The 19780-nt window shown below is 68.0% G+C and carries 15 protein-coding genes and 1 riboswitch; of the genes, 12 read left to right on the top strand and 3 right to left on the bottom strand.

The features are described from left to right. Nucleotides 1-10: 10 nt before the first annotated feature. Nucleotides 11-586 (bottom strand): TMEM165/GDT1 family protein, encoded by a 576-nt coding sequence (locus E7V67_024640; protein ID WUR12845.1) that lies wholly within the window; start codon nt 584-586, stop codon nt 11-13. Between the two features lie 20 nt (nt 587-606). Further along, a riboswitch (yybP-ykoY riboswitch) is annotated at nt 607-789 on the bottom strand. Between the two features lie 100 nt (nt 790-889). On the opposite strand from E7V67_024640, the gene E7V67_024635 reads away from it, so the two are divergent. Together E7V67_024635 and E7V67_024630 are read left to right on the top strand one after the other, a co-directional pair. After that, nucleotides 890-2743, top strand: coding sequence for a M1 family metallopeptidase (locus tag E7V67_024635; GenBank protein ID WUR12844.1), 1854 nt, complete (start codon nt 890-892; stop codon nt 2741-2743). Between the two features lie 16 nt (nt 2744-2759). After that, on the top strand, nt 2760-4379 hold the full coding sequence (locus E7V67_024630) for a serine hydrolase (protein ID WUR12843.1): 1620 nt from the start codon (nt 2760-2762) through the stop codon (nt 4377-4379). Nucleotides 4380-4690: 311 nt separating this feature from the next. On the opposite strand, the gene E7V67_024625 is transcribed toward E7V67_024630, so the two are convergent. Beyond that, a complete protein-coding gene (locus tag E7V67_024625; protein WUR12842.1) occupies nt 4691-5503 on the bottom strand; it encodes a class I SAM-dependent methyltransferase in 813 nt (270 codons plus the stop codon). A gap of 274 nt (nt 5504-5777) precedes the next feature. Between E7V67_024625 and E7V67_024620 the strand changes: the two genes are divergently transcribed. The 10 genes from E7V67_024620 (at nt 5778) to E7V67_024575 (ending at nt 18997) form a co-directional block, all read left to right on the top strand. After that, on the top strand, nt 5778-7415 hold the full coding sequence (locus E7V67_024620) for a TldD/PmbA family protein (protein ID WUR12841.1): 1638 nt from the start codon (nt 5778-5780) through the stop codon (nt 7413-7415). A gap of 14 nt (nt 7416-7429) precedes the next feature. Then, nucleotides 7430-8767, top strand: coding sequence for a TldD/PmbA family protein (locus tag E7V67_024615; GenBank protein WUR12840.1), 1338 nt, complete (start codon nt 7430-7432; stop codon nt 8765-8767). A gap of 123 nt (nt 8768-8890) precedes the next feature. Then, a complete protein-coding gene (locus E7V67_024610; protein ID WUR12839.1) occupies nt 8891-10528 on the top strand; it encodes a TldD/PmbA family protein in 1638 nt (545 codons plus the stop codon). A gap of 14 nt (nt 10529-10542) precedes the next feature. Further along, nucleotides 10543-11880: a TldD/PmbA family protein gene (locus E7V67_024605; GenBank protein WUR12838.1), complete on the top strand. Its 1338-nt coding sequence runs from the start codon at nt 10543-10545 to the stop codon at nt 11878-11880. Between the two features lie 10 nt (nt 11881-11890). Then, nucleotides 11891-12511, top strand: a complete 621-nt coding sequence (locus E7V67_024600; protein ID WUR12837.1) for a DUF4159 domain-containing protein — start codon at nt 11891-11893, stop codon at nt 12509-12511. Between the two features lie 19 nt (nt 12512-12530). Beyond that, nucleotides 12531-13523, top strand: coding sequence for a MoxR family ATPase (locus E7V67_024595; protein WUR12836.1), 993 nt, complete (start codon nt 12531-12533; stop codon nt 13521-13523). Between the two features lie 6 nt (nt 13524-13529). After that, entirely contained in the window at nt 13530-14432 is a 903-nt protein-coding gene (locus E7V67_024590) for a DUF58 domain-containing protein (GenBank protein WUR12835.1), read from the top strand. After that, nucleotides 14429-15427, top strand: a complete 999-nt coding sequence (locus E7V67_024585; protein WUR12834.1) for a hypothetical protein — start codon at nt 14429-14431, stop codon at nt 15425-15427. Before E7V67_024590 ends, E7V67_024585 begins: the two co-directional genes overlap by 4 nt. Then, entirely contained in the window at nt 15411-17420 is a 2010-nt protein-coding gene (locus tag E7V67_024580; GenBank protein ID WUR12833.1) for a hypothetical protein, read from the top strand. The genes E7V67_024585 and E7V67_024580 overlap by 17 nt, the downstream gene beginning before the upstream one ends. Then, a complete protein-coding gene (locus E7V67_024575; GenBank protein WUR12832.1) occupies nt 17417-18997 on the top strand; it encodes a hypothetical protein in 1581 nt (526 codons plus the stop codon). The genes E7V67_024580 and E7V67_024575 overlap by 4 nt, the downstream gene beginning before the upstream one ends. Nucleotides 18998-19124: 127 nt before the next feature. Here E7V67_024575 and E7V67_024570 read toward each other — a convergent pair whose 3' ends face one another. After that, nucleotides 19125-19766, bottom strand: a complete 642-nt coding sequence (locus E7V67_024570; protein ID WUR12831.1) for a pyridoxamine 5'-phosphate oxidase family protein — start codon at nt 19764-19766, stop codon at nt 19125-19127. Between the last annotated feature and the right edge of the window lie 14 nt (nt 19767-19780).

Here is a 19780-nt window from a genome sequence, read left to right as displayed (position 1 = left end):
CCCCAACCCCTCACAAGCCGACAGCCTGCCCAACCCCCATCAACGTCGCCACCCCCAGCGCGACGAAGATCACGGCCGCAATGCCATGCACCAGCTTCAAATTGACAGCGGTGGCGGCCCGCTTGCCGATGTACACGGCCGGCACGTTCGCCAGCATCATGCCCAGGGTGGTGCCCACCACGACGGGCACGATCTGCTCGAAGCGCGCGGCCAGCGCCACGGTCGCGATCTGCGTCTTGTCGCCCATCTCGGCCAGGAAGAACGCGATCACGGTGGCGGCGAACACGCCGTAGCGGCTGGTGTGCGGCTCGTTCTCGTCGATCTCGTCCGGCACCATGATCCAGGCGGCCATGGCCAGGAAGCCCAGGCCCAGCACCCAGCGCAGCACGTCCGGTCCCAGCACGTTGGTGATCCAGCTGCCCACGGCGGCGGCGAAGAAGTGGTTGACGACGGTCGCGACGAAGATGCCGAAGACGATGGGCAGCGGGCGGCGGAACTGCGTGGCGAGGACAAAGGCGAGCAGCTGGGTCTTGTCGCCGATTTCAGCAAGGGCGACGATACCGGTGGAGACGAGGAAGGCTTCCATGTAGGTGGCTAAATGACTAGGGCCGGACGTTTACCAAGGACCCATGGGCAGCCCCGGCCCGCAAGCGGCCGCCCGTGGATCATTGGTCTCGCCAAGCCTTTCGGCCACCTGCACCACGGCCCGGACGGACCGATCATGTTGACGCAGGTTCTTCTCGCGCGCGGGCGGAAGGAGGCTACTCCCCAAGAACGCGCACATGATAGCAGAGCCAGCCCGGCGGCACTGGAAAATGTCGCTTCTATGCTATTCTCAGCGCGCCGCCCGCGACCCGGGGCCGGCCCACGTCAATAGGAAAGAGACTTCATGCGAACACCCTTCACACTGCGCGCGGCCGGCGCCGCCATCATGCTGGCGCTGCTCGGCCCCGTCTCCGCGTTTGCCGATCCCCTGAGCTATGCCCGCTACAACGAAGTGCGCACCACCGCGCTGCACCTGGACCTGAAGGCCGATTTCGGCCGCAAGACGCTGGCCGGCTATGCCGAACTGACCCTGAACTGGCTGGACAAGAACGCCCGCACCCTGGTGCTGGACACGCGCCAGCTGAGCATCGCGCGGGTGCAGGTGCAGACGCCTTCGGGCGGCTGGCGCCCCGCGTCGTACATGCTGGACAAAGCCGATCCGAAGAAGGGCCAGGCCCTGCGCATCTCGCTGCAGGACCAGCCGAACAAGGTACGCATCTATTACCACACGGCGCCCAGCGCCAACGCGCTGCAGTGGCTGACGCCGGCGCAGACGCTGTCCGGCAAGCGCCCGTTCATGTTCAGCCAGTCGCAACCGATCGATGCCCGCTCGTGGGTGCCGGTGCAGGATACGCCGGCCGTGCGCTTCACCTATACGGCGCGCGTGGCCGCGCCGAACGGCATGCGCGTCGTCATGAGCGCGGAAAACGACCAGCAGGGCAGCGGCAAGGGCGGCTGGACCTTCCGCATGCCGCAGCCGATTCCCTCCTACCTGCTGGCGATCGCCATCGGCGAACTGCAGGTGCGCAACCTGGGACCGCGTTCGGCGGTGTACGCGGAGCCGGGCCGCATCGAGGCGGCCGCGTTCGAGCTGGCCGATACGGAGAAGATGATCGCCGCCGCCGAATCGCTGTACGGCTCGTACCGGTGGGGCCGTTACGACATGCTGGTGGCGCCGCCGTCGTTCCCGATCGGTGGCATGGAAAACCCGCGCATGACGTTCCTGACGCCGACGATGATTGCCGGCGACCGCAGCCTGAACGACCTGATCGCCCATGAACTGGCGCACTCCTGGTCCGGCAACCTGGTCACCAACGCGTCGTGGAAGCACTGGTGGCTCAACGAAGGCTTCACCACCTACGTGACGACGCGCGTCATCGAAAGCCTGTACGGCAGCGAAGTGGCGGACATGAACCTGCAGGTCGAGCAGGAAGAGGCCATCGCTTCGCTGAAGGAGATCCCCGTCGCCAAGCAGGCGCTGCTGACGCGCGACCCGGACGTCAATCCGGACACCTACACGGACGAAGGCCTGGCCTATCCGAAGGGTGCCTGGTTCCTGCGCACGCTGGAGCAGCGCGCCGGCCGCGAGGTGTTCGACCCGTTCCTGCGCGGCTGGTTCGACCAGCACGCGTTCCAGTCCGTCACGACCGAGCAGTTCCTGGCCTACCTGCGCGCCAACCTGCTGGACAAGCATCCGGAAATCATGACGCAGGCGGAACTGGACGAGTGGCTGTACGGCGCCGGCATCCCGGCCAGTGCCAAGCGCGTGGTGTCGCAGCGCTTCGTGGCCGTCGATGCCCAGCGAGACGCCTGGCTGAAGGGCGAGCAGGCCACCGCCGACCTGACGGCGCGCAGCTGGACGGCGATGGAATGGATGCACTTCCTGAACGATATCGACAACAAGGCCAATGCCGCCCAGCTGCGCGAGCTGGATCAGACGTTCGGCCTGCGCACGAGCCGCAACAACGAGATCGCCTACCGCTTCTACCTGGCCGCCGTGCACGCCAACTACGACGTGCGCCAGCCGCTGAACGCTTTCCTGATGAGCGTGGGCCGGCAGAAGTTCGTGGTGCCGCTGTACAGCGCCTTGTTGAAGAACCCGAGCCAGGCCGCCTGGGCGCGCGACGTATTCGCCAAGGCGCGGCCGCGCTACCATCCCGAGACCCAGGCTTCCGTGACGAAGCTGCTGAAGAAATGACAGGAAAGTCATGCCCATGCATCTGAAAAGACCCTTTATCGCGGCCATCCTGCTGGCCGCCTGCGGCGCGGCCGTGTCGCACATTCCCGTGCTCGCGGCCGACACCAGCGGCGCCGTCGTCACCAACGCGCCAGCGGCACCGTTCGAACTGGAGCGCGACGCCAATGCGATGCTGAAGGCATTCGACGTGCCCGGCATGGCGATCGCCATTGTCAAGGATGGCCGGGTGGTGGCCGCCAAGGGCTTCGGCGTGCGCAAGCTGGGCGATCCGGCGCCCGTGACGGGCAAGACGCTGTTCGAGATCGCCTCGAACTCGAAGGCCTTCACGGCCGCGGCGCTGGCGCAGCTGGTCGACGAGGGCAAGCTGGCCTGGGACGACCCGGTCACGAAGCACCTGCCGGAGTTCCGCATGTACGACCCCTACGTGACGCAGGAGATGACGGTGCGCGACCTGCTGGTGCACCGCAGCGGCCTGGGCCTGGGCGCGGGTGACCTGCTGTGGTGGCCGACGACGACGTTCAGCACCGACGAGATCATCCACCGGCTGCGCTACGTGAAGCCGGCCACCAGCTTCCGCGCCAGCTATGCCTACGACAACCTGCTGTACATCGTGGCCGGCCGCATCATCGCGCAGAAGACGGGCAAGAGCTGGGGCGAGGCGATGCAGGCGCGCATCCTGGGCCCGCTGGGCATGACCGGTACGACCACCAGCGTGGCGGCGATGTGGCGGTCGCCCGACCACGCCGCGCCGCACAGCCGCATCGACGACCGCATCAGCGTCGTCAAGCCGATGCCGGTCGAGAACGCGATCGGCGCGGTTGGCATCAACACCAACGCGGAGGACTTTGCCAAGTGGATGAACGCGCTGCTGGCCGGCGGCACGGCGGGCGAGACGCGCCTGTTCAGCGCGGCGCAGGCGCGCGAGCTGTGGACGCCGCAGACGCCCGTCAAGATCGTGGAGCCGAAACCGCCGCTGGCGGCCACGCGCGCCAACTTCAATTCGTACGGCCTGGGCTTCTACGTGCGCGACTACCGTGGCCGCAAGCTCGTCATGCACGGCGGCGCGCTGCAGGGCTTTTATTCGCGCGTGATGATGCTGCCGGACGAGAAACTGGGCGTGGCCATCTTCACCAACGCCGAGAACGGCGCCTCGATGGCGGCGCTGGGCTGGCGCATCATCGACCATTACCTGGGCGTGACGCCGACCGACTGGATCGGCATCTACGCGGCGCAGCAGCAGCAGAACCACCGCGACGAACTGGCGCGCCAGGCCAAGGCGACGGCGGCGCGCGCGGCAGGCTCGAAACCTTCGCTGCCGCGTACCGCCTACGACGGCGAGTACAGCGATCCATGGTACGGCAGCGCCATCATCCGCCACGAGGGCAAGAAGCAGATCTTCTCGTTCACGCGCACGCCGGACCTGACGGGCGAGATGGAGCACTACCAGCACGACACCTTCATCGTGCGCTGGAAGGAGCGCAACTTCAATGCCGACGCCTACGTGACGTTCGCGCTGAACCCGGACGGCTCGATCGAGCGCATGAAGATGGCGGCCATCTCCACCGAGACGGACTTCAGCTACGACTTCCACGACCTGGCGTTCACGCCGGTGAAGGCGAAGGCCGCGGCAAAGTAAGCAAGGGTTGCCGCCCTGTCAAACCTGCCAGCTTTGGAGGAAAAACCAGCAAAAACAGATGTAACAGGGCGTTTCAGTGAACCCCTTTCATGTGCAAATGCAGCATAATCGCGTTCTTGTCATAAGATGAAAGTTGTCACCGCATGAACGAGCTGGTTGTGTCGATTGTCGTCGTGTGCGGCTCCATGGTCGCCGGTTTCGTCGCATTTTGCAGCCTGATGAGCCTGCTCCAGCGCCGCTGAGGCGACCCCATTCGTTAAAAAGGCCGCCGGAACGTTCGTTCCGGTGGCCTTTTTGTTTGGCCCGCGCCGTTACTTCTTGATGAACTTGAGCGTCATCCGGTCGCTCTCGCCGATCGCCGCATACTTGGCGCGATCCACGTCCTTGTTGGCGTAGGTCGGCGGCAGTGCCCACACGCCTTCCTTGTGGTCGGCCGTGTCCTTCGGATTGGCGTTGATCTCGGATTTCTCGGCCAGCTTGAAGCCGGCACTCTCGATCGTCTTGATCACATAGGCCTCGTGCAGATAGCCCGACGAGGCCGTCGCATCCTGCTTCTTCGCGGCCGGCAGGCGGTGCTCGACGACGCCGAACACGCCGCCCGGCTTCAGCGCGGTGTGCACGCTGGCCAGCAGCGCCTTCATCTTCTCGTCGCCGGGCTCCATCCAGTTGTGCAGGTTACGGAACGTCAGCACCATGTCCACGCTGCCGGGCGCCGCGTAGGTGAACACGCGCGCACCCGGTTCGAATGCACCCATTTGCACCTTGCCGAAGACGGCGGGATTGGCATCGAGCCGCTTCTTGAAGTTCTCGCCCGCCCTGGCCGTATTCGGGCTCTTCGATTCCGGCGTGGCGCCCGCGGCGATCAGCTTGCCCTTGTCGCGCAGGTAGGGCGCCAGGATCTCCGTGTACCAGCCGGCGCCGGGCGACAGCTCGACCACCGTCATGTCCGGCTTGATGCCGAAGAAGGTCAGCGTCTCGTAGGGGTGGCGGTAGACGTCGCGCTTGACGTTGTCCGGGGTGCGGGAGCTGCTGGCGATGGCGGCCTTCAGGGCCGCGTCGTCGGCGGCATAGGCGGGGGCGCTGCTGGCCGCGGCCAGCAAGGCGGCGGCGAGGAATCGTTTCATGCGTGGTCTCCTGTGGAATGGTCGGGTGCGGCGGCACCCTGGCCGCCCAAGTTGATCATCAGTCAATAAGCCGGCACGGTCAAGTGTCCGCACCGGACGACCGCGGACACGGCGTGGACACCGGGCGGACGCCCCCGTCGATGAGGCCGCGCAGGAGGGTTTGGCACCGACACAACACTTTCAAAATGGCATGAAGTTTGCATGTCCGACGCGTTGGTTTGCTGGTAAGGTTGCCGGTCAATCATGCGCTCTGTTTTACTCACCTGGAGACTTTATGGAACGACGTGCATTTCTCAATCTTGGCGGCGCCGCGCTCGGCTCCCTGCTGCTGCCGCCCTTCGGCCGCGCCATCGCGGCCGAGGACCTGGTCAAACCCGTGGACACCAGATTCAAGAAGATGCTGGCCGATACGGCGCTGCAGGCGGCCACGCAGGCGGGCGCCAGCTATTGCGACGTGCGCGTGGGCCGCTACCTGAACCAGTTCATCACGACGCGCGACCTGAATATCGAGAATGTCACGAACACCGAATCGGCCGGTGTCGGCGTACGCGTCATCGCCAACGGTGCCTACGGCTTCGCCGCCACCAACGACATGACGCCGGACGGCGTGGCCGGCGCCGCGCGCCAGGCTGTCGCCATCGCCCGCGCCAACGCGAAGCTGCAGGCCGAACCGGTGCAGCTCGCACCAACGCCGGGCGTCGGCGAGGTGGCCTGGGCCACGCCGTTCAAGAAGGACTGGCGCCTGGTGCCGATCAAGGAAAAGGCCGAGCTGCTGATCGCCGGGAACAAGGCCGGCATGGAAGGCGGCGCCTCGTTCATGCAGTCGCTGCTGTTCCAGGTCAACCAGCAAAAATACTTCGCCTCGACCGACGGCTCGTATATCGACCAGGACCTGCACCGCCTGTGGGTGCCGTTCTTCGCCACGGCCGTGGACAAGAAGAGCGGCAAGTTCCGCTCCCGTTCCGGCCTGTCCACGCCGGTCGGCATGGGCTACGAGTACCTGGACGGCCGCAAGGAGGACAAGTTCCTGGCCGCCGGCGGCGTCACGACCCTGTACCGCAATTCCTACGACCTGGTGGAGGACGCGCGCGCGGCCGGCAAGCAGGCGAAGCAGAAGCTGACGGCCAAATCCGTCCAGCCGGGCAAATACGACCTGGTGCTCTCGCCCGAACACCTGTGGCTGACGATCCACGAGTCGGTCGGCCACCCGACCGAGCTGGACCGCGTGCTGGGCTACGAGGCCAACTACGCCGGCACCAGCTTCGCCACGCTGGACAAATGGCAGTCGAAGAAATTCAAGTACGGCTCGGACCTGGTCAACATCGTGGCCGACAAGACCACGCCGGGCTCGCTGGGCGCCGTCGGTTACGACGACGAGGGCGTCAAGTGCAAGCGCTGGGACATCATCAAGGACGGCGTGCTGGTGAACTACCAGGCCACGCGCGACCAGGCCCACATCATCGGCGAGAATCAATCGCACGGTTGCTCGTACGCCGACAGCTGGAGCAGCGTGCAGTTCCAGCGCATGCCGAACGTGTCGCTCCAGGCGGGCAAGAAACCACTGACTCCCGACCAGATGATCAAGGACGTCAAGAAGGGCATCTATATCGTCGGCGACGGTTCGTTCTCGATCGACCAGCAGCGCTACAACTTCCAGTTCGGTGGCCAGCTGTACTACGAAATCAAGGACGGCAAGATCACCCAGCCGCTGGAAGACGTGGCCTACCAGGCCAACACGCAGGAGTTCTGGAACGCCTGCACGGCGCTGTGCGACGAGCGTGACTGGCGCATGGGCGGTTCCTTCTTCGATGGCAAGGGCCAGCCGAGCCAGGTCAGCATCGTCTCGCACGGCGCCGCGACGACGCGCTTCAACGGCATCAACGTGATCAATACCGCCCGCAAGATCGGCTGAGAGAGGACAGGCAGATGAAGAAGTTGAACCAGGAAGACACCAAGCGCATCACCGACAAGGTGTTGTCGTTGTCGAAGGCCGACGAGTGCACGGTCACCATCGACGGCGGCCGCACCGGCAATATCCGCTATGCCCGCAATGCCGTCTCCACCGCCGGCCTGGTGGAAAACACCAGCCTGGCCGTGTCGGTCGCCTTCGGCAAGCAGCAGGGCACCGCGATGATCAATGAATTCGACGACAAGTCGCTGGAAAAGGCGGTACGCCGTGCCGAGGACCTGGCGCGCCTGGCGCCGGAAAACCCCGAGTTCATGCCGACGCCGTCCGGCGCCGCGTTCAAGGCTTCCGCCACGTTCAGTGACAAGACCGACGCCATCGATCCGGAGTTCCGCGCCCAGGTGGCGGCCTACAGCATCGAGGCCTGCCGCAAGAACAAGCTGGTCGCCGCCGGCTTCTTCACCGACGAAAGCGCGTTCCAGGCGATCGCCAACTCGCGCGGCGTGTTCGGCCACCAGCAGCGCACCAGCGTCGACTTCACCTGCACGGTGCGCACGGAGGACGGCCGCGGCTCGGGCTGGGTGCGGCGCGACGCCAGCGACGTGAGCAAGTTCGACGCGCGTGAAGCGGCCGATGTCGCCATCGAGAAGGCGCTGCGCTCGGTCGAAGCCAAGGCGCTGGAACCGGGCCGCTACACGGTGATCCTGGAACCCGCGGCGACGGCCGACCTGCTGGCCTACATGTTCGGCGCGTTCGACGCGCGCAGCGCGGACGAAGGCCGCAGCTTCCTGGCCAGGAAGGGCGGCGGCAACCGCCTGGGCGACAAGCTGTTCGACGAGCAGGTCAACGTCTGGGCCGACCCATGGCATCCGGACGTGCCGGTGCTGCCGTGGGACAGCCAGACCATGCTGCCGCGCGAGAAGATGGACCTGATCAAGGGCGGCAAGATCGCCGCGCTGCAGTACTCGCCGTTCTGGGCCAAGAAGCAGGGGGCGCGCGCCGTGGGCCAGCCGGGCAATATCGTCATGGCCGGCGGCAGCAAGTCCACCGCGGAGCTGATCGCCAACACGAAGAAGGGTGTGCTGGTCACGCGCACCTGGTACATCCGCATGGTCGATCCGCAATCGGTGCTGCTGACGGGCCTGACGCGCGACGGCACGTTCTACATCGAAAACGGCAAGATCAAGCACCCGATCAAGAACTTCCGCTTCAACGAAAGCCCGGTCACGATGCTGAACAATATCGACGAGCTGGGACGGCCGGAGATCCTGGCCGGCGACGAAACGCCGCTGCAGCTGCTGATTCCGGCGATGCGGGTGCGGGACTTCAACTTTACGTCGTTGTCGGACGCGGTGTAACCCGCGGCACCGGAGGCCTGGGGTCTGTCCCCAACGGGGACTGACCCCGAAGTCGAGTATCGCAAAAATTCGGGGACAGTCCCCCTGCGGGGACAGTCCCCAAGCAGTCCCCAAGGAGCAGAAGTGGAACGTCGTACCTTCCTGAAAGTCAGCGCCGCCGCCGGCGGCACACTGCTGGTGCCGGTCTTCGGCAACGCCATCGCGGCCGAAGAGCTGGTCAATCCCATGGCCATCCAGTTCAAGAAAGCGCTGGCCGATGCCGCGCTGAACGCCGCCACCAAGGCCGGCGCGTCGTATTGCGACGTGCGCATCGGGCGCTACCTGAACCAGTTCATCACGACGCGCGACACCAACGTCGAGAACATCGTCAATACCGAATCGTCCGGCGTGGGCGTGCGCGTGCTGGCCAACGGCGCCTATGGCTTCGTCGCCACCAACGTGATGACGGCCGACGCGGTGGCGGAAGCGGCGCGCCAGGCGGTGGCGATCGCCCGCGCCAACGCGCGCCTGCAGAGCGAACCGGTGCGCCTCGCCCCGGTCAAGGGCGTGGGCGAAGTGGCGTGGGCGACTCCGTTCACGAAGGACTGGCGCACCGTGCCCGTCAAGGACAAGGCCGAGATGCTGATCGCCGCCAACAAGGCGGCGCTGGCGACCGGCGCCACCTTCATGACGTCCATGCTGTTCCAGGTGAACCAGCAGAAGTACTTCGCCTCCACCGACGGCTCCTACATCGACCAGGACATCCACCGCCTGTGGTCGCCGTTCACGGCGACGGCGGTGGACAAGGCCAGCGGCAAGTTCCGCACGCGCGACGGGCTGTCGTCGCCGGCCGGCATGGGTTACGAGTTCTTCGACGCGCAGCCGCGCCACAAGGTACGCGCCGCCGGCGGCGTGACCACGCTGTACCACGGCGCCTACGACATCGTCGAGGATGCGAAAGCGGCCGGACGCCAGGCGCGCGAGAAGCTGACCGCGAAGAGCGTCGAGCCGGGCAAGTACGACCTGGTGCTGTCGCCCGAGCACCTGTTCCTGACGATCCACGAATCGGTCGGCCACGCCACGGAGCTGGACCGCGTGCTGGGCTACGAGGCCAACTACGCCGGCACCAGCTTCGCCACGCTGGACAAGTGGCAGTCGAAGAAATTCAAGTACGGTTCCGACATCGTCAATTTCGTGGCGGACCGCACCACGCCGGGTTCACTGGGCGCGGTCGGCTATGACGACGAAGGCGTGCCGGGCAAGCGCTGGGACATCATCAAGGATGGCGTGCTGGTGAACTACCAGGCCACGCGCGACCAGGCCCACATCATCGGCGAGCATCAATCGCATGGCTGCTCGTTCGCCGACAGCTGGAGCAGCGTGCAGTTCCAGCGCATGCCGAACGTGTCGCTGCAGGCGGGGCGTAAAAAACTCACGCCGGACGAACTGGTCAAGGACGTCAAGAAGGGCATCTACATCCTGGGCCGCGGCTCGTATTCGATCGACCAGCAGCGCTACAACTTCCAGTTCGGTGGCCAGCTGTTCTACGAGATCAAGGATGGCAAGATCACCCAGCAGCTGGGCGACGTGGCCTACCAGGCCAACACGCAGGAATTCTGGAACGCCTGCACGGCCATGTGCGACGAACGGGACTGGCGCATGGGCGGTTCCTTCTTCGACGGCAAGGGCCAGCCGAGCCAGATCAGCGCCGTGTCGCACGGGTCCAGCACGACCCGCTTCAACGGCATCAACGTCATCAACACCGCACGCAAGATCGCTTGACTGGAAGGATAAGCATGAAACTACTGGACCAGGACAGCGCCAAGCGCATCACGGACAAGGTGATGGCGTTGACGAAGGCGGACGAATGCCGCGTGACGCTCTCCGGATCGCGCAAGGGCAATGTGCGCTACGCGCGCAACAGCGTCTCGACGGCGGGGCTGGTGGAGGACACGCAGCTGACGGTGGCGGTGGCCTACGGCAAGCGGCAGGGCACGGCGCAGGTCAACGAATTCGACGACAAGTCGCTCGAGAAGGCCGTGCGCCGCGCCGAGGAAACGGCACGCCTGGCGCCGGAAAACCCGGAATTCATGCCGGCCATCGCCAAGCAGGCGTTCCGGCCATCGGCCACCTTCAACCCGAACGCCAGCGAATTTACGCCGGAGTACCGCGCCGAAGTCGCCTTCCAGAGCATCGACGCGGCCCGCAAGAAGGGCCTCGTCGCCGCCGGTTTCTTCTCGGACAGCACGGGCTTCGAATGCATCGCCAATTCCAACGGCGTGTTCGGCTACCAGGAGCTGGCCAGCCTGAATTTCACGGTCACGACGCGCACGGAAGACGGCCGCGGTTCCGGCTGGGTCAACCGCGCCGCCTACGACCCGAAGCAGTTCGACGCGCGCGCCGCGTCCGAGATCGCGATCGAGAAGGCGCTGCGCTCGGTGGAAGCGAAGGCGCTGGAGCCGGGCCGCTACACGGTGGTGCTGGAACCGTCGGCATCGTCCGACCTGCTCAACTTCATGTTTACCGCCTTCGATGCGCGCCAGGCCGATGAAGGCCGCAGCTTCCTGGCCAAGAAGGGCGGCGGCAACCGGCTGGGCGAGCGCCTGTTCGACGAGAAGGTCAATGTGTGGGCCGATCCGTGGGACGCCAACGCGCCCGTGCTGCCGTGGGAGCAGCAGTCGATGCTGGCGCGCCAGAAGACGGACCTTATCAGGAATGGCCAGGTCGCCTCGCTCGACTACGACCGCTACTGGGCGCAGAAGACGGGCAAGCCTGCCAGCGCCGACCATGGCAACATCATCATGGCCGGCGGCAGCAAGTCGACCGAGCAGCTGATCGCCGAGACCAGGAAGGGCATCCTCGTCACGCGCACCTGGTATATCCGCATGGTCGATCCGCAGTCGGTCCTCCTGACGGGGCTGACGCGCGATGGCACCTTCTACATCGAGAATGGCCAGATCAAGCACCCGATCAAGAATTTCCGCTTCAACGAGAGTCCCGTCGTCATGTTGAACAATATCGACGAGCTGGGCAAGCCGATGCTGATCGGCGACGCCGGCTCGCGCTTCCGCATGATGATCCCGGCGATGCGGGTGCGCGACTTCAACTTCACGTCGCTGTCGGACGCTGTCTGAGGAACAGCACGTGCCGGCCTACGATTTCTACTTCACGCGCCTGACCTACGAGTCGGGCGACTGGGATGTCGACATCCGCATGCCGAGCAACGTGCTGCACTCCCTGGTCGAATACACCACGCTGAAGGTCGATACGGTGGAGCGCATCGTCGCGCTGTCCGACCCGAAGATGCTGGAGGCGCCGTTCTGCTACCTGGCCGGCCACAAGCTGGTGCAGTTCACGGCGGCGGAACGGAACAACTTCGAGCGCTACGTGAAGGGTGGCGGCTTCGTGTTCGTGGACGACTGCAACCACGATATCGACGGGCTGTTCGCCAAGTCGTTCGAGGCCGAGATGGCGCGCATCTTCGGCGCCAAGGCGCTGCACAGGATTCCGAACACGCATCCGCTGTATTCGTGCTTCTTCCGCTTCGACGGCCCGCCCAATACGGGCATGGAGCTGAACGGCTGGGGCGACGACCTGGTGCACGAGTACCTGCAGGCGATCGAGGTCAAGGGCCGCATCGGCGTTTTGTACAGCAACAAGGACTACGGCTGCGAATGGGACTACGACTTCCGCAACAAGCGCTGGCTGGCGGTGGACAACACCCGCTTCGCGGTCAACATCATTCAATACGCATTGGGAGCCTGACGGCATGGCGGAAAGCGGCATGAACACGCAATGGAACGAACAGGAGATCGCGGCACTGACGGCCAAGGTCGCGGCGCTGCGCGCCAGCATGGGCCAGGTCATCGTCGGCCAGCTTGAGGTGATCGAATCGCTGATCATCTGCCTGCTGGCCGGCGGCCATGCGCTGGTGGAGGGCGTGCCGGGGCTGGGCAAGACGCTGCTGGTGAAATCGCTGGCACAGGCCACCGATATGCAATTCCGGCGCGTGCAGTTCACGCCGGACCTGATGCCCTCCGATATCGTCGGCACCGAGATCCTCGAAGAGGACACGGCCACGCGCAAGCGCGAGTTCCGCTTCCAGCAGGGGCCCGTGTTCACGCAGGTGCTGCTGGCCGACGAGATCAACCGCGCGCCGCCGAAGACGCAGTCGGCGCTGCTGGAAGCGATGCAGGAACGCGCGGTGACGTTTGCCGGCCAGACCCACCGGCTGCCGCAGCCGTTCTTCGTGCTGGCCACGCAGAATCCCATCGAGCAGGCCGGCACCTATCCGTTGCCGGAAGCGCAGCTGGACCGCTTCCTGCTGCGCATCGACGTGGGCTACCCCAGCGAGGAAGAGGAAATCGCCATGGTGGCCAACACCACGCACGGCGCCTTGCGCAACGCGCCGGCAGCGATGGACGTGGCCGCGCTGCTGCGCCTGCAGGCGCTGGTGCGCGACATCGAAATCGGCGAGCACCTGCTGCGCTACGCGACCCGCCTGGTGCGCGCCACGCGGCCGGCGGAGACGCTGGTCGAGGCGGTAAAAAAGCACGTCGGCTGGGGCGCCGGTCCCCGCGCCGGCCAGGCGCTGGTGCTGGCCTCGAAGGCGCGCGCGCTGATCCATGGCCGGCTGGCCGTCACGCGCGAGGATATCGGCGCCATGCTGCTGCCGGTGCTGGCGCACCGCGTGCTGCGCAATTTCGAGGCGGAAGCGGACGGCATCGCGATGGCCGACATCCTGGTGCACCTGCTGGACCAGATCAAGCCGACGTAAGCCTCGATGCTGCCCACGCCCGCGCTGCTGGCCCATGCCGCCAATCTCGACCTGGTCATCCGCCACGTGCTGGCGGGGCTCGGGCACGGCATCCATGCGGGCCGCGAGCGCGGCGCCGGTGTCGAGTTTTCCGAATACCGTGCCTATGCGCCGGGCGACGAGTGGCGCCGCGTGGACTGGAAGCTGCTGGCGCGCGCCGACCGGTATTACGTGCGCGAGGCGGAGCGCGACAGCCATGTCGCGGCCTGGCTGTGGCTGGACGCGAGCGCTTCGATGGCCGAACCCAGCTACGCGGTGCCGGGCCTCGACAAATTGTGGTTTGCCCGCACGGCGCTGGCCTGCGTGGCTGCCGTCGCGCAGCGCCAGGGCGATGCGTTCGGCCTGGTCGTCTGCGCGGACGGGCGCGCCGAGGTGACGCCGGCAGCGCGCGGGCCGCGCCAACTGCAGCGGGTGCTGGCGGCATTCACGCGCGCTGCGGCCAGCGGCGCGTTGCCGGCCGCCGACGCGATGAAGACGGCGCTGCGCATCGCCGCCGCGCCGGCCGTCGTGTTCGCGGCCAGCGACTGCCTGGACTGGCCGTCGCCGCTGTCCGAAGCGCTGCAGCGGCTGCGCCACCTGCGCCATGACGTGCGCTTGCTGGCCTTGCGCACGCAGGCCGAGGTGGATGGCAGTTTTCCGTCCGGTGTCGCGTACCGCGACCGTGAAAGCAACGGCAGCGAAGGGTTGCACCGCCTGCTGCCGACGGATCGCGCAGCCTATCGCGACAGCGTCTTCGACCATTTCGCCGGCGTCGCGGCGCACTGCCGCCAGCACGACATCGCGCTGACGCAGGCACGCATCGAGGAACCGCTGGAGGCGGTATTGCGCGGCTGGCTGCGCCCGCCGGCCGCGCCGGGGGCACGGCGATGACGAGCCTGCAACCGTGGTGGTGGGCCGCGTTGCCCGCGCTGCTGCTGCCGCTCTGGTGGCACCGCCAGAAGCGCCAGCGCACGGCGGCCGAGCTGCTGGCGACGGCCCGGTTCCTGCCGTCGTCCGCGCCGCAGCAGCGCCGCATCTGGCGCTGGACGGATGTCCTGTTGCTGCTCGCCCGCCTGTTGCTGCTGGCGGCGCTGATCGCCTGGCTGGCCGTCACCGTGTTCCCATGGCGCGGCGATACGGTGCTGCTGGCGCCCGGGCTGCCAGCCGACTGGGTCGAGCGCGAGGTCGCGGCGGCAGGCATGGCGCATGCCGAGCGCCTGGTGTCGGAGCTGCCGCCGCTGGACAGGCTGCACCGCGACGAGCACGAATGGCGCAAGGACGCTCGCATCCTGGTACTGGCCCGTACCGGCACCGTGCCGATGCCTGCGCGGCCGCCACGCCTGGCCCACGCCGTCACGTTCCGGCTGGCGCCCGCCGTGTCGCCACCGCCGCCCGTGCACCGGGTTGTCGTGGCCGCGCCGGCCGAGCGGCTGGCGCGCTGGCAGGCGTTGTTCAAGGCATTTGGCAGCGGCGGCGCGCGCTACGAACTCGTGGCCGCACCGGATGCCCGCACGGCGCTGATCGTGTGGGACCGCGCCGATCCGCCACCGCCCGCATGGCGCGCGCCACACTGGTGGCGCGCCGGTGCGATGGCCGGCCAGCGTGTGCCGGCCGCCGGCTTGCCGCTGGCCTATGCCGACACGCCGCAAGGGCGAGTATGGACTGGCATGCCATGGCCGCCACGGGATGAGACGCAGGCGCTGGCGCTGTACGATGCCTGGCAGGCGCTGGCCGTGGCGCCTGCCTCTTATCCGCTGCCCGCGCTGGCGCTGGCGCCGACTGGCGGCGTGACGCCGGCGGGCGGTTCTCGCGCCGCCTGGTGGCCCTGGCTGCTGGCCGGCTTGCTGTTCACCGAGAGATTACTGGCCCATGCACGCCGAAGCTGACCTGCGCGATGCCATCGAGCGGCCGTTGTGGCGCGCCGTCGTGCGCCGCCGCCTGCCATGGTGGCTGGCGCCGCTGGCACCGGCCCTGGCCGCGTTGCCTGCGGCATGGCCGGCCGGGCTGGCGCTGCTGGGTGCCGCGGGCGCCTGGGCGGCATGGGACGCGCGCCGATGGCGCCGCCGCACCGCCGCGCAGTGGCCCACGTGGCTGGACGATGCGGTGCCGGCGCTGGAGGACAGCAGCCGGTTGCTGGCGGAGGAGCCGGCAGCGCCGCTGGCGCGGTTGCAGCGCGCCCGCCTGGCCGCGCGCCTACCGGCCGCCGTCGGCCCCGCGCAGTTCGACGCCATCGCGCGCGCGCGCACGCGGCCCAGCTGGCTGCCGCTGGCGCTGAGCGCCGTGGCCGCGGCGGCCCTGTGGCTTGTGCCGGCACCACGACCGATGCCGCCGGTAGCGGCGCTGTCCGCAAAGCCCGCCACGCCTGCCACGGCCGCGCTCACGCTGAGAGTGACGCCGCCAGCCTACACGGGTGCGCAACCCTACCAGACGGCGCCGCGCGACCTGCAGGTACCGCGCTACAGCACCGTCAACTGGTGCGCCACGGGCGCCACCCGCGTCGAGCTGGGTGACGGCACCGTGCTGCCCGTGCCTGCGGCAGGCTGCGCGGCGTGGCGCGCGCTGGACGCGGTGTCGTGGCGCAGCGGCGCGGTGCGCCACGATGTCCGCGTCACGGCCGACCAGCCGCCCACCGTGACGGTGGCCGCGCCGGTCGAAGCGGTGCACCTGCTGGCACCCGGCACGACATCGGTGCGGATCGCGGTGGCGGCCAAGGACGATTACGGCATCGCCCGCGCCACGTTGCACCTGACCCTGGCGCGCGGCAGCGGCGAGAACATCCGCTTCAGCGACCGCGAGCTGCCGCTGCCGCAGGGCCGCGACCCCAAGCGGCGCGACTGGCAAAAGGACTGGCCCCTGGCGGAGTTGGGCATGGAACCGGGCGACGAGCTGTACTTCTTCGTGCGCGCCACCGACAACGATCCGGAACACCCGCACACGGTGCAGTCGCCCACCCACACGCTGCGCCTGCCGGGGCCGGAAGCGCAGGCGCTGGACTCGTCCGCGCTGCCCAGCATGGTGAAACCGGAGAACCTGCGCAGCCAGCGCCAGATCATCATCGACACGGAACTGCTGGTGGCGGACATGCGCGGCAAGCTGCCGCCCGCCGTGCTGCGCGAACGCAGCGAAGGGATCGCGGCCGACCAGGCGCAGCTGCGCCGGCGCTACGGCCAGTTCCTGGGCGAGGAATCGACCTTGTTCGGCGACGAGCACGAGGGCCATGACGAACATGGCGAAGAGACACACGAACCGATGAACGGCAACACCAACCTGGCCGCGCAGTTCGGCCACGCCCACGACATGGAAGACAACGCGACGATCTTCGATCCGCAGACCAAGGCCGTGCTGCGGCGCGCGCTGGCGGCCATGTGGGATGCCGAAAAGGCCCTGCGCGCCATTGCGCCGGGCAGCGCGCTGCCGCCCGAGTACAAGGCGCTGGCCGCGATCAAGGAGCTGCAGCAGGCCGAACGCGTGTACCTGCACCGCGCCGCATTCGAGCCGCCGGCGATCCGCGAGGACAAGCGCCTGACCGGCGACGCCGCCGGCGCGGCCAGTTACCGGCGCGCGCGCGGCAAGGATGATGCGATCGACCCAGGCAAGGCCGACGTGCCGGCGCTGGTGCAGGCTCTATCGGGCGAGAGCGCGCTGCCGGCGCTGTGGCGCAAGCAGGCGCTGGCGGCCGTGGCACGCCTGCCGGCCGACGAGCAGCGCCTGGCGGCGCAGCGTGCCGTGCAGGACGTGGCGGACGGCTGCGTGCCGTGCCGCGGCCCGCTGCGCGCCTGGCTGCGCGCGACGGTGCCGGCCGCGCCGGTGCTGCAGGCCCAGCCCGCGGCCGACAGCGCATTCGACCGCGCCTGGCGCAGCGCCGGAGGAGGGCGATGACGCCGGTCGTCATCGTGGCCGCCGCGACGGGCGTTGCCAGCGCGGCGCTGTACCTGCGCCGGCGTCGCTGGGTCGATGCCGGGCTGGCCGCGACGGCGGGGCTGGCGCTGGCTGGTTTGCTGGCGTTGCCGTCCAGTGTGACGCCGGTCATGGATGCCGTGACGGTCACCGACGACACGGTCGCGGCGGACGTGGCGCAGGCGGGCCGCATCGTCGTGTCCGGGCATGGATTGCGCGAGGCCCAGTGGCGCGACCTGCCGCTCCGGCCCCTGTCCTGGCAGGCACCCAGTGGCGACCTGCTGTGGCTGAACTTTCCGCGCACGCTGGCCTTGGGCCGCACGTTCGCACTGACCGTGCGCCGGCAACCCGCCAGCGGGCCATGGCGCCTGCAACTGCTGGCCGAGAACGGCGCCGTGCTGCATGAGGCGCGTGGCGGCGGCGCCCAGTTGACGGTGCGGTGGCTGCCGCCGCTGGCCGAGCGCCTGCTGTTGCGCGCGCGGCTGCTGGACGACGCCGGCAAGACGCTGCAGGAAGGACCGGTGCCGCTGACCGTCGTGCCAGCCTTGCCGTTGCACGTGGTGGGGCGTTTCGGCGCGCCGTCGTTCGATACGCGCGTGCTGAACGAGCTGCTGCACGACGGCGGCGCATTGCTCGACTGGCAGACCGTGCTGGGCAAGGCCGTCACGCGCAGCGAGGGCGTCGCAGCCTTGCCGGCGCCGGCCAACGCCGCCGTCATCGACGCCAGCTGGTTCGAGAGCCAGGGCGGCACGGCCCGTGCCGCCCTGCTGGCCCAGGTGGCGCAAGGCATGCCGTTGCTGGTCGTTGGCGGCAATGCCGGCGCGCCGGCCGTGTGGCAGCAAGCGCTGGCGCTACGGCTGGCGCAGCAGCCGGTGACGACGGAGCAGGAGGACACCCGCCATGTCGCGGCGGCCGGCACGGTGCTGGCGCTGCCACCGGCGTCATGGCATCCGGTGGCGGGCGGCGACTGGTCGGTGCTGGCGGCGGACCAGGATGGCAAGCCGTGGCTGTGGCAGCGGCCCTGGCGCCAGGGGCGCATCGTCTGGCTGGGCGTCGCTGGCTGGCACCGCCATGCGATCACGGCGCCGGCGGCATTGGCCCAGTGGTGGCAGCAGGTGCTGGACGCGTCCTCCCGCGCCAGCTTGCGGTCGGTCGGCTGGGTCAAGCCGGATCCGCTGCCGGTGGCGGGCCTGCGCACGGAGCTGTGCGCGCACGGGGTGCGGCCTGGCGGCACGGTGGCGGTGGATGGGCAAGCCGCGCTGGCGTGGCAGGCGCGCACCGACCAGGGTGGTGCCGCCTGCGTCGCCTTCTGGCCGCGCCAGGTCGGCTGGATCGCGGCGCGCAGCGGCAAGGAGGCCACGGACATGTATGTGTTCGGTGCCGACGACTGGCCGGCGTGGCAGCGGGCGCTGCGGCAGGAGGCCACGCAGCGGTATGCGGCGCGCGTGCTGCCGGGTGATACTGGTACCACGGCTGGCGCACCGACACTGCCTGCGTGGCCGTTCGCGGTGCTGTTCGCCGCCGCGTTACTCGGCCTTTGGTGGCGCGAGCGGCGCTGAGAAAACACTGGAGACAGGGATCCGCTTAGGGTCTGTCCCGCTGGCGGGACTGACCCTGAAGTTCAGCGCCGACCTAACGCAAGCAAACTTCGGGGTCAGTCCCTGTCCAGGGACAGACCCCGGTGCTTCAAGCGTCCCAGGCCGCCACGTAAGCCGGCGTCGGCAACGTGCAGCCTTGCTCGACCACCGGCGCGCCATGCGTCGTCACCAGCGGCAGCACGCCGGTCCAGACGGGCATGTCCATGTCCTCGGCATCGTCGTTCGGCGGCCCCGTGCGGGTCTTGCATGCCGCTTCCGCCAGCGCGATGCGCATGACGGTGGTGGCGGCGTACTCCTTGTCGTTGCCCGCCCGGATCTCGGCCTGCCGGCCCGGCACGATGTGCTCCATGAACGCTTCCATCGCCACCCGCTTGTGCGCCTCGTCGACCGCTTCGAAGCGGCCGTAGATCATGGCCGAGCGGTAGTTCATCGAGTGGTTGAACGCCGAGCGCGCCAGCACCAGGCCGTCCACGTGGGTGATCGTCACGCAGCACTCCTGTTCCTGCAGGCGTTTGAGCATGCGGCTGCCGTTCGAACCGTGGATGTACAGGTACTCGCCCAGGCGCCAGCAGGCGGTCGGGATGCAGTGGCTGCCGTTGGCGTCGCCGAAGGCGATGTGGCAGACGTAGGCGCTGTCGACGATGGCGTGCAGCAGGGCGGCATCGTAGGACGCATACTCGGCGACGCGTTTCACCTGCGTGCGGGGCGTGGGGGCGGTAGGCTTGTTCATGATCTCCATTCGGT

It is taken from the genome of [Empedobacter] haloabium (genome assembly GCA_008011715.2).
GTDB lineage: Bacteria > Pseudomonadota > Gammaproteobacteria > Burkholderiales > Burkholderiaceae_D > Rugamonas > Rugamonas haloabia.
This window is presented reverse-complemented; position numbering and strand designations above follow the sequence as displayed.

Excerpts from the sequence above, each read along its gene's own strand:
- E7V67_024640 (WUR12845.1), bottom strand. The coding sequence starts at position 586 with ATGGAAGCCTTCCTCGTCTCCACCGGTATCGTCGCCCTTGCTGAAATC.
- E7V67_024635 (WUR12844.1), top strand. The coding sequence starts at position 890 with ATGCGAACACCCTTCACACTGCGCGCGGCCGGCGCCGCCATCATGCTG.
- E7V67_024630 (WUR12843.1), top strand. The coding sequence starts at position 2,760 with ATGCATCTGAAAAGACCCTTTATCGCGGCCATCCTGCTGGCCGCCTGC.
- E7V67_024625 (WUR12842.1), bottom strand. The coding sequence starts at position 5,503 with ATGAAACGATTCCTCGCCGCCGCCTTGCTGGCCGCGGCCAGCAGCGCC.
- E7V67_024620 (WUR12841.1), top strand. The coding sequence starts at position 5,778 with ATGGAACGACGTGCATTTCTCAATCTTGGCGGCGCCGCGCTCGGCTCC.
- E7V67_024615 (WUR12840.1), top strand. The coding sequence starts at position 7,430 with ATGAAGAAGTTGAACCAGGAAGACACCAAGCGCATCACCGACAAGGTG.
- E7V67_024605 (WUR12838.1), top strand. The coding sequence starts at position 10,543 with ATGAAACTACTGGACCAGGACAGCGCCAAGCGCATCACGGACAAGGTG.
- E7V67_024595 (WUR12836.1), top strand. The coding sequence starts at position 12,531 with ATGAACACGCAATGGAACGAACAGGAGATCGCGGCACTGACGGCCAAG.
- E7V67_024590 (WUR12835.1), top strand. The coding sequence starts at position 13,530 with ATGCTGCCCACGCCCGCGCTGCTGGCCCATGCCGCCAATCTCGACCTG.
- E7V67_024585 (WUR12834.1), top strand. The coding sequence starts at position 14,429 with ATGACGAGCCTGCAACCGTGGTGGTGGGCCGCGTTGCCCGCGCTGCTG.
- E7V67_024580 (WUR12833.1), top strand. The coding sequence starts at position 15,411 with ATGCACGCCGAAGCTGACCTGCGCGATGCCATCGAGCGGCCGTTGTGG.
- E7V67_024575 (WUR12832.1), top strand. The coding sequence starts at position 17,417 with ATGACGCCGGTCGTCATCGTGGCCGCCGCGACGGGCGTTGCCAGCGCG.
- E7V67_024570 (WUR12831.1), bottom strand. The coding sequence starts at position 19,766 with ATGAACAAGCCTACCGCCCCCACGCCCCGCACGCAGGTGAAACGCGTC.